The sequence below is a fragment of the Solidesulfovibrio aerotolerans genome, assembly GCF_009856865.1.
Taxonomy (GTDB): domain Bacteria; phylum Desulfobacterota; class Desulfovibrionia; order Desulfovibrionales; family Desulfovibrionaceae; genus Solidesulfovibrio; species Solidesulfovibrio aerotolerans.
This window is the reverse complement of sequence record NZ_WVUD01000156.1, coordinates 1-255: the sequence shown is the minus strand read 5'-3', so window position 1 is coordinate 255 and position 255 is coordinate 1. Positions and strand designations below refer to the sequence as shown.

Here is a 255-nt window from a genome sequence, read left to right as displayed (position 1 = left end):
CGACCAGAATCAGGGCGCGTTCGGCGGTTCCGTCGCTGCGCAGGATGCCGAGCTTTTTGGCCAGTCCGCCGTGGGGCCAGAAATCCGAGGCCACCGGAAACCACAGGCCGCCCATTTCCCGGGTCCACGCAAAAAGGGTGGGGAGGTTGTCCACGGACACGCCGATCAAGGCGGTCTCATTGTCCTCGAAAATGTCCCGGACGATGTTGTAGCCCGGCCACTGCCCCGAGCACACCGGGGTCCAGGCCGCCGGCA

1 protein-coding gene is annotated in these 255 nt (G+C 65.9%); it reads right to left on the bottom strand.

The annotated features are described in order from the left end of the window. The coding region (locus GTA51_RS21665) for a redoxin domain-containing protein (RefSeq protein ID WP_160964324.1) at nt 1-255 on the bottom strand (255 nt) is incomplete at both ends.